Origin of the sequence: Actinokineospora terrae, assembly GCF_900111175.1 — a bacterium.
Lineage (GTDB): Bacteria > Actinomycetota > Actinomycetes > Mycobacteriales > Pseudonocardiaceae > Actinokineospora > Actinokineospora terrae.
In genome coordinates, this window is sequence record NZ_FOGI01000002.1 from 96,153 (window position 1) to 104,851 (window position 8,699).

Annotated in this window: 8 protein-coding genes; 3 read left to right on the forward strand and 5 right to left on the reverse strand. The window is 70.4% G+C overall.

Annotated features, from left to right (window positions below; genetic code table 11):
• Positions 1–26: 26 nt before the first annotated feature.
• From BMY07_RS03860 to BMY07_RS03870, 3 genes are read right to left on the reverse strand one after another with little or no spacing between them, the layout of a single operon-like run.
• Positions 27–1,235, reverse strand: a complete 1,209-nt coding sequence (locus BMY07_RS03860; protein ID WP_092775046.1) for an MFS transporter — start codon at positions 1,233–1,235, stop codon at positions 27–29.
• On the reverse strand, positions 1,232–1,618 hold the full coding sequence (locus tag BMY07_RS03865) for a carboxymuconolactone decarboxylase family protein (protein WP_092775047.1): 387 nt from the start codon (positions 1,616–1,618) through the stop codon (positions 1,232–1,234). The genes BMY07_RS03860 and BMY07_RS03865 overlap by 4 nt, the downstream gene beginning before the upstream one ends.
• Positions 1,615–2,640 carry an aldo/keto reductase gene (locus BMY07_RS03870; RefSeq protein WP_092775048.1) on the reverse strand — a complete coding sequence of 342 codons (1,026 nt, stop codon included), beginning with the start codon at positions 2,638–2,640 and terminating at the stop codon, positions 1,615–1,617. The genes BMY07_RS03865 and BMY07_RS03870 overlap by 4 nt, the downstream gene beginning before the upstream one ends.
• A 147-nt stretch (positions 2,641–2,787) precedes the next feature.
• Between BMY07_RS03870 and BMY07_RS03875 the strand changes: the two genes are divergently transcribed.
• Both BMY07_RS03875 and fxsT read left to right on the forward strand, forming a co-directional pair.
• Complete coding sequence (locus BMY07_RS03875; RefSeq protein WP_092775431.1) at positions 2,788–3,669, forward strand: helix-turn-helix transcriptional regulator; 882 nt, start codon at positions 2,788–2,790, stop codon at positions 3,667–3,669.
• An 88-nt stretch (positions 3,670–3,757) separates the two neighbouring features.
• The gene (gene fxsT / locus BMY07_RS03880; RefSeq protein WP_092775049.1) at positions 3,758–5,710 is read left to right on the forward strand and encodes an FxSxx-COOH system tetratricopeptide repeat protein; all 1,953 of its coding nucleotides are present in this window, start codon (positions 3,758–3,760) and stop codon (positions 5,708–5,710) included.
• Positions 5,711–5,987: 277 nt separating this feature from the next.
• Here fxsT and BMY07_RS03885 read toward each other — a convergent pair whose 3' ends face one another.
• Positions 5,988–6,380, reverse strand: a complete 393-nt coding sequence (locus tag BMY07_RS03885) for a peptidase inhibitor family I36 protein (RefSeq protein WP_092775050.1) — start codon at positions 6,378–6,380, stop codon at positions 5,988–5,990.
• A 333-nt stretch (positions 6,381–6,713) separates the two neighbouring features.
• Here BMY07_RS03885 and BMY07_RS03890 point away from each other — a divergent pair, with 333 nt between their 5' ends.
• Positions 6,714–8,027, forward strand: coding sequence for a fibronectin type III domain-containing protein (locus BMY07_RS03890; RefSeq protein WP_143073340.1), 1,314 nt, complete (start codon positions 6,714–6,716; stop codon positions 8,025–8,027).
• Between the two features lie 168 nt (positions 8,028–8,195).
• On the opposite strand, the gene BMY07_RS03895 is transcribed toward BMY07_RS03890, so the two are convergent.
• Positions 8,196–8,699: a DUF309 domain-containing protein gene (locus BMY07_RS03895; protein WP_245782187.1), complete on the reverse strand. Its 504-nt coding sequence runs from the start codon at positions 8,697–8,699 to the stop codon at positions 8,196–8,198.

Genomic DNA, 8,699 nt, shown 5'->3' on the forward strand with positions numbered 1-8,699 from the left:
TGAAGCGCGTCAGGATGCTGCCAGGTTCAGCCTTCGTTCTGCTGGGTTTTCCGGGATACCAGCAGGACGATCAGCGCGGCGGCGACGAGAACCGCGCCCACCGCCGTGACGGAGCCGACTCCGGCGGATTCCACGGCGATACCGCCGCCGAGCGCGCCGAGGGCGATCGAGGCGTTGAACACCGCGACGTAGAGCGAGGACGCCGCGTCGGTGGCGTTCGGCGCCGACCGCAGCACCAAGGTCTGCAGGCACACCGGCAGCGCCGCGTACGACAGCCCCCAGGTCACCAGCAGGACGATCGCCGCGATGGTCGACGCGCCACCGGTCAGCGAGATCACCAGCAGCGACGCGGCCAGCAGGGCCACCGCGCTCACCAGCGCCCGGCGCAGCCCCCTGGCGACGGCGCCGCCTGCGAGGAAGTTGCCCGCGATGCCCGCCGCGCCGAACACCAGCAGCAGCACGCTGACCATGCCGGGCGAGATGCCCACCACGTCCTCGAGGTAGGGCGTGACGTAGGTGTAGGCGAGGTAGTGGCCGATCATGGTGAGTGCCGCCACCGAGATGGCCACCAGGAACGGGCCGTTGCGCAGCAGCTGCGGGATCGCGGCCAGACCGCCGCTGTTGCGGGCCTTCATCGACGGCAGCAGGACCAGCACCGCCACCAGGACCAGCAGACCGGCCCCGGCGGCCGCCAGGAACGCGACCCGCCAGTTCGCCGCCTGACCGATGGCCGTGCCCAACGGCACCCCGACCACCGAGGCGACCGAGATCCCGCCCAGCACGACGGACAGGGCGCGCACCGCGTTCTTCGGCTCGACCAGGCGCGTGCCGACCGCCGGTGTGGTGGACCAGAACACGCCGTGCGCGAAGGCGATCACGACCCGGCCCAGCATCAGCACCAGGTAGTTCGGCGCGACCGCGGAGATGACGTTGCCCACGACCAGCAACCCCAGCAGCGACACCAGCAGCGTGCGCCGGTCCATCCGCCGCACCCACGAGGTCAGCGGCGCCGCGGTCAGCGCCGCGATACCGCCGTAGACGGACACGACGAGCCCGGCGATGCCGACGGGGACACCCACGCCCGCGCCGATGGACGGGAGCAGGCCGACGGGCAGCAGTTCGGTGGTGACGAACAGGAACGTGCCGAGCCCCAGGACCCAGACCGCGGGCCAGGAGCGGGGGTCGGTGTCCTCGACCGCGTCGGGCGGGAGGGTCGTGTCGGGTTGGGCGGTCATGGTGTTCCCTCCTGGGAGTCGGCCGCCGCGAACAGCTCCTTCGCCTGGTACAGCGCGTTGAGCGAACGGGGGATCCCGACGTACGGGGTGAGGTGGACGAACAGCGCGACGATCTCCGCGCGGGTGGCGCCCGCCCGCAGGGTCGCGGGGATGTGCGTGTCCAGCTGCGGCCCGCAGCCGCCCTGCGCGGCCAGCAGCGCCAGGGTGACGAGCTGGCGGGTGCGCAGGTCGAGGCCGGGCCTGCTGACGATGTCGCCGAAGGCGTACTCGACGATCGTGGTGCCGAAGCGGTCGTCGAGCGGGGCGACCGACGCGATCACCGCGTCCGGGTCGATGCCCAGGCCCAGCATGACCTCCCGGCCCACCTGCTCGCGCTCGCTCATGCCCTGGCCTCCTCGGTGCGTGCCGGGCCGGTGACCGGCAGGGTGGCGGACGGGTAGCGCTGCCCGTGCACCTTGTCCGGGGCGAAGGCGGCGTCGAGCGCGGCCACCTCGGCGTCGGTGAGGGTGATCGCGGCGGCGGCCAGGTTCTCCCGCAGGTGGTCGAGGCGGCGGGTGCCCGGGATCGGGATGACGTCCTCGCCCTGCGCCAGCACCCAGGCGAGCGCGATCTGCGCGTGGCTCGCGCCGTGGCGCTCGACGACCTGGTCCACCGCGCTGAGCAGCGGCAGGTTCGCGGCCAGGTTGGTCTCGGTGAAGCGCGGGTTGGTGAAGCGGAAGTCGTCCTCGGCGAGGCTCGCGCGGTCGCGCAGGGCGCCGGTGAGGAAACCGCGGCCCAGCGGGGAGTACGCGACCAGGGCGGTGCCCAGCTCGCGGGCGGCGGCGAGGACACCGTCGGTCACCACGTCCCGGGTCCACAGCGACAACTCGCTCTGCACCGCCGCGATGGGGTGCACGGCGTGCGCGCGGCGCAGCGTGGCGGCGTCGACCTCGGACAGGCCGATGTGGCGCACCTTGCCCGCCTGGACGAGCTCGGCGAGCGCGCCGACGGTGTCCTCCACCGGAGTGGTGCCGTCGAGGCGGTGCGCGTAGTACAGGTCGATGGTGTCGACGCCGAGCCTGCGCAGGCTCGCGTCGCAGGCGGTGCGCAGGTAGCCGGGGCTGGAGTCGTTCCACCGGCGCTCGCCGTCGCGGCGGATGCCGAACTTGGTGGCCACGAACGCGTTCCGGGTGCGCAGGACCGCGCCGACGAGCCGCTCGTTGTGCCCGCCGCCGTACATGTCGGCGGTGTCGAGCAGGGTCACGCCCGCGTCGATGGCGGCGTGCAGCACCTCGGTCGACCGCGCGTCGTCGTGCGCGCCGTAGAACTCGCTCATGCCCATGCAACCGAGGCCGAACAGGCCGACCGGGTCCCCTCCGAGGAGCCTGGTCCGCCCGGCCTCTGGGGGTTGTGCTGTCTCGCTCATGCCACCAACCCTGCTGGCCCGCGCGGCCCGGCGGCAGGACGCGATCCACCCTGGGAGTCGGCTGCCCGGGTGCGCCGTCACCAGGTGTGCGCTACCTGGGTGCCGCACACCCAGGCGGCGGCCGGGCGCCCGTGGCAGCATGGGTCCATGGCGCAGCAGACGGACCTCAGCACCTTCCTGCGGTCGCGCCGGGCGAAGGTCCGGCCCGCCGACATCGGGTTGAACAACGGGCACACCGTCCGCCGCACGCAGGGCCTGCGGCGCGAGGAGGTCGCCGCGTCCGCCGGGGTCAGCGTGGACTACTACACGCGGCTGGAGCAGGGGCGCGAGCGCAACCCGAGCATCGCGGTGCTGGAGTCGCTGGCCACGACCCTGCTGCTGGAGGGCGAGGAACGCGACCACCTGTTCCGGCTGGCCGCGCACACGGGCAACCGCGCCCAGGCCACGCCGCCCGCCCCGCGCGCCGTGCGGCCCGCCGTTCGCCAGCTGCTGGACACCGTGACCCCGTCCCCGGCGTACGTGCTGAACCGGTGGAACGACATGCTCGCCGCCAACCCGGCCGGGCTGGCGCTGCTGGCGGGCTTGGACGAGTGGCCGCCCGCGCGCCGCAACACGGTCCGCTACATCTTCCTGCACCCGGTGGCGCCGACGCTGTTCGAGGACTGGGGTTCGATCGCCCACAACGCCGTGGCGCACCTGCACGCGATGGAGGGCCTGCTGCCGGGCGCCCCCGCGCTGCAGACCCTCGTCGACGAGCTCAGCGAGCAGAGCCAGGAGTTCCGCGCCCTCTGGCAGCAGCACGACGTCCGCAGCCTATCCACCGGCCGCAAACTGCTCAACCACCCCAACGTCGGCCGGATGGCGCTGACCTACGAGGTCCTCGACATCACCATCGACCACCAGCGCCTGGTCATCTACCAGGCCCCCGCGGGCACGGTCGACCACGACTCGATGATGCTGCTCAACCTGGTCAACCCCAGCGCGGAGACCACCACCGAACGCCCCCGGCGCCGGTCGGACCAGCGCTGATCGTCCACTGTGGAGCGTCGCCGCGGGTGGTCCGCCGCGGTGCACCAGGTCGCCTGCCCTGATCACCGCGATCCGGCATCATGTTCGGATGAAGCCGAGCAACGAGGACAGCCCGATCTCGCCGGACATCGAAGAGCATCCTCGGTTGGTGAACTTCGCTTCCCACGCGAGTGGCATCACCGTACAGGCCAGAAACATCGACAACTTGAGTTTCGGGGGCCGATCCACAAGCGTGGACTGGTCGGCGGCGAAGGGCGTGCACAACCTCCCGGTGCGCAATCCGGAGTTCACCGGCCAGCACAAGTGGTTCGCCGAACTCGAGGCACGGCTTCCCGTAGCGGCGATCCGCGGATTGGGCGGAGTCGGCAAGAGCCAACTGGCCTTGGAGTACGCACACCGCGGCCGCGAGAAGTATGCGGTGCGGTGGTGGTTGCGCGCCGAGGATGACCAGACCTTGATGTCGGACCTGATGTCGTTGGCCTTCGCGCTCGGCTTGGACACCTCCCTTGAGCAACAGCAGGTGCTCGCCTCGCTGTCGGCGGAACTGAGCAGGCACCACGACTGGTTGCTCGTGCTGGACAACGCGACGGGACCGGAGGCGTTGGCCAGGATCCCGAGTTCGGAACGAGGTCACGTCCTCGTCACGACCAGGTACCGGAACTGGGCCGGGGTCGCCCGTCCGATCGACGTCACGGAGATGAGCACGGAGGACGCCGTGGCGTTCTTCGCCACGACGCCTGACAACGCCACGGTAGAGCTGGTCCACCTCTTGGGGCGGCTCCCGCTGGCGCTGGCGCAGGCTCGCTCGTACACCGAGGTCCACTCCTGCTCGGTCACGCGATACCTGGAGCTGTACCGCAACGCCGCCCAAGAACTGTTGCGTCTCGGTCCGAGACCCGCGGGATACCCGGACACCGTTGCCACCACTTGGCTGCTGCACTTCCAGGTCTTGTCCCCGGTCGCGAAGGCGCTGCTGGACTTCATCGCGTTCTTGGCGCCCGACTCGATACCCCTCGACCTGTTGTTCAGTGCGAGTGACCACCTCCCGCGCACACTGCGCGAGGTGGCGGCCGACCCGTTGAACCGCGAGAACGCGCTTGGTGAACTGATAGCGACCTCGCTGCTGAGCCGTACCCGTGACGACGTCGTCCGCGTCCACCGACTGGTGCAGCAGGTCACTCGGGACAGGCTGACCCCGAAAGAGCAGGCGACGTGGCGGTCTTCAGCCGTCAGCGCGCTCGCGGGCCTCGTGCCGCACGGCCCCGGCCATCCGGAGTCGTGGCCCGAGATGGAGCGGCTGGATCCGCATATTCGCACCGTCGCCTCGGACGTGAAACCGACCCAGCGAATCGCCCCGCACGTGGGGCAACTGCTCTTCGCGATAGGCCTTTCCCTGAGCCGCCGCGGAGAACGCACAACGGCCATCCAGATCTTCACGCAAGCCCTGCCGATGTTTCAGCGAGCAGGTTCGGGGCCCGAGCGGTTGATGCAAGCACAACTGTGGAACCACATCGGTTCCGCCCAGATGGCCGACAATCCGGCTGATGGCATCGCATCGTTCACCCTCGCGATCGAGCTCATCCAGAGAACACTCGGGGCCGAACACCCGGAACTGATCAAGTCGTTGGTCATGCCGTCCAGCCGCCTCATCAGCCTCGGCCTGCACGACGAGGCTCTTTCCCGACTGCGACTCGCGATGAAGATATGGTCCAGGAGCGGCGAGAAGAAAGACATCGACCTTCTCGAAATCCAGTCCTGCCTCGCCTTCGTCATGCACGAGAAAGAAGATTACGAGACAGCGTTCGAGTTCCACCGCCACGCCATCTCGCTCTCCGCGGCAGTGCACGGTTCCGAGCATTCCGCGACGATTACCTATACAGTCAGATATGCCAGCACCGCACTCGCCGCCGGACACATCGACCTGGCGCGGTCGCTGCTCGCGAAAGCCTTGCCCATCCTTCGATCAACATTGGGCGTCGACCACGAGCACACCCTGGATGCCGAGGAGTTGGCGGCACGAGCAGAGCTGGGTCGATCGTGAAGGCCTTCTCCGCAGAAGCCGGTGAGGACGCGGAGAACCGCGACGGTGCCGATTCCTGGCCGCCCGCTCCGGGGTGTGCGGTGTGCACCGGGGCAGCGACCGGTGGGTGTGCCGGGTGGTCCAGTCGGCGCGGAGGAGGAACTCCCCGCTCGGCCACCGGAACCGAGTGGCGACGGCGGTCGCGCCACGCATGCCTGGGTCTCGCACTGACTTTCCAGCCGGGTGCAGACGAGCAACGACCTCGGGCAGCAGTTGATCACCGTGCCCCAGGAGCAGGTCAGCCGCAGGAACCGGAGATCCACTTGTGGGAGCGGAGCTTGTAGGTGCCCGCGAGGTTGCCGCTCTGGCCCTGTCGAGTACACCCGGCCCGGTTGACGTAGTCGACGTTGCGGTAGTACGCGACACCGCTGGCACTGCTGGTGCCGCGGTTCCACACCGACTTGACGTTGGTGGTCAACGCCCAGGAGCAGACGGTGCCGCCGGTGGCCCAGTCGGGGTCGGCGACGTCCCACATGCACCGCGATCCGGTGCCGTCCGGGCCGGTGTAGAAGCAGATGTTGCCCGTGTTGCATTCCCAGGCCACGGGCGCGGCAGCGGCGACCTGTGGTACCGCCAGGGCTGCGACTGCGGCGATGGCCATCGCGGCGACGACTCTCCGACTGGTGCGCATGTCCAGATCCCTTCACGCGAGCGAACGTCCTGGCATCCGGTGTACTCCAGATCACCGGCATGCGGACACCAGCAGGAAGAGTGGTTGAGCCTGGCTCGGCTTGATCTCACCCAGATGCCTGCGTGGCAGGTTTCGCTTGACCCGGGCACCCCGCGTTCGCCCGTCCGGGTCGGAGAGCGGTGGTCGCCGAAATCCATCGTTCGAGGAGAAGTTGCCGCTTTCATCGACTCGAGCGTGAAAGCACCGGCCCGCGTTCGGCGCAACCTGATTGCCGGTGATCAGCAGTGCCCCTACCATTCCGACACCGAGTGGTCCCGGCCGAACGGATGTCCCATGCGCGTACGACACGTGATCGCCGCTGTGCTCGTCGTCGCGGGTGGTGTGCTCGCGGCAGGGGGTGTTGCGGGTGCGGCGGAGCGGTCGGTCGCGGTGGCGCGGACGTGCGATTCGCCGGTGGTCGCCCACGCGGACCTCGTGCTCACCACCAACGCCGAGGACCCGATCTACGGGTGGCTGGGCCCGGAGCCCCGTGCGGTGCGCGGCACGCTGACCATTCCCGCCGCGGGCTTGGCGGCGGCCGGTGCGGTGGGGGTCGAGGGCACCGTGGCGGTCCGGCTGGAGTCCCGCAACGCCCTGGGCAGCACGACCGCGGTGCGGACCCTGGACCTGCGTCCGACCCCGGTCACCGGCCAGGACGTGGTGGTTCCGGTGTTCGGGTACGCGACCGCCGCACTGGTCGGGAACGCCTGGGGATCCACGGCGGTCGAGGTGGACAGCGTCCGGATCAGCCTGACCGGCAAGCGGGCGGACCAGTCGGACATCCCTCCCGTCAGCACCCTGTGCACGCGCGGGGAGCAGCCAACCACCCGGTGGTACTCGGTGACCACAATGGACATGCGGGTCGACTACGCACCCGCGCCAACACCCTTCACGGCCACGTCCACCGCCGACACGATCACCGCCCGGTGGGGTCCGTCGGACGCGGCGACGACCGGCTACCAGGTGCTGCTCGACGACTCGGTCGTCGCCGCGACCGGCGCTGACGGCCGGTCGGCGGTGATCACCGGTCTGATGCCGGAAACCGGGTACTACGTCCAGGTCCGTCCGATCACCCGACCCGATCGCCTGGTGCGCTCGACCACACCGATCAAACTCCGCACGCCCCCGCGAACGGCGACCTTCCACTACGCGATCACCGGATCCGCCACGGTCAAGAACTCGGTCGTGCCCCTGAGCGGGTCCCTGCACGCGGTCGTGGAGGCGGCCTCGGGCAAACACACCTCGGAACTGGCGCTCAACGCGACCGACGTGTCTGGGCGGGAGGTGTCCGCGCACGTGCAGTTCGAGCAGACGGCACCCACCACCGGTTCCCTGTCGTCGACCGTGTTCACCGCGAACGCGCGGGTGGCTGTCGTGGTGAAGTCGGTGACGGTGCGCGGCAAGAGGTTCCCCGTGTCCGGGGACTGCCGCACCGCGCCCATTGACCTGCCGCTGCGCTCGCGCCCCGGTTTCGACCCGCGGCTGGGCGGGGAACTCACCGCCGCGTTCACCGTGCCGCCGCTGACCGGGTGTGGTCCGCTGACCGCCGCGGCCAACATCCTGCTCTCCGGGAGCGACAACCGCGCCGCCCTGGTGCTGACCCCGTGAGCAACGGGCGCTCCCGCCCCAACACCCGCTCCGCTCACCACGGCGTTCGACGAGAGCACGCTGGAAGCGGTGCGATTCCCGTTGCGCGAGCTGGGTAGCAGGACAGCGCCACCGACTGCCCGCGACCGGCGTGGTGGCCGTGGATCCGCGGCGTCACCGACTCGGAGGTCAGCAGGTGGATGGCCTGTCGCGCAGGCGGAGAACGGGCACCTCGGTGGACCCTCCCGCCAGGGCCGCGGCGTGGTCGCGGGCCCACCGCAGCAGCGCCGTGACGTCGACGCCGTGGGCGGGCCCGCCTTCATAGGGCTCGATGGTGCCCGCGCCGCGGGCGAGCAGGGCACCGGCGCCGGAAGCGTTGCCGCGGGCCGCGTGCGTGACACCCACGGCCAACTGCGCCAGGCCCTTCCACAGCGCTCGCGACGCCTCGGGGGCCGTCTTCCAGGCGTCCTCCAGCACTTCGTGCGCGTGGAAGGGCATGCCACTGTCAAGCAGCCGCTGCGCTTCCAGGAGCGTCTCCTCCGGTGTCCGGGTGACGCCTTCCACCAGGCGCGGAACTCCGGGCACCCCGCGCGGCAGCGGCCTGCCCAGTCTGTCCCGCGGGCGCTCGTTGCGGGCGTGGCCTGACTCGTCGCGGTCGCGATCGGCGCGCGCGCCGGTGTCGTCCGAATCCAC

Excerpts from the sequence above, each read along its gene's own strand:
- BMY07_RS03890 (WP_143073340.1), top strand. The coding sequence starts at position 6,714 with ATGCGCGTACGACACGTGATCGCCGCTGTGCTCGTCGTCGCGGGTGGT.
- BMY07_RS03875 (WP_092775431.1), top strand. The coding sequence starts at position 2,788 with ATGGCGCAGCAGACGGACCTCAGCACCTTCCTGCGGTCGCGCCGGGCG.
- BMY07_RS03860 (WP_092775046.1), bottom strand. The coding sequence starts at position 1,235 with ATGACCGCCCAACCCGACACGACCCTCCCGCCCGACGCGGTCGAGGAC.
- fxsT (WP_092775049.1), top strand. The coding sequence starts at position 3,758 with ATGAAGCCGAGCAACGAGGACAGCCCGATCTCGCCGGACATCGAAGAG.
- BMY07_RS03885 (WP_092775050.1), bottom strand. The coding sequence starts at position 6,380 with ATGCGCACCAGTCGGAGAGTCGTCGCCGCGATGGCCATCGCCGCAGTC.
- BMY07_RS03865 (WP_092775047.1), bottom strand. The coding sequence starts at position 1,618 with ATGAGCGAGCGCGAGCAGGTGGGCCGGGAGGTCATGCTGGGCCTGGGC.
- BMY07_RS03870 (WP_092775048.1), bottom strand. The coding sequence starts at position 2,640 with ATGAGCGAGACAGCACAACCCCCAGAGGCCGGGCGGACCAGGCTCCTC.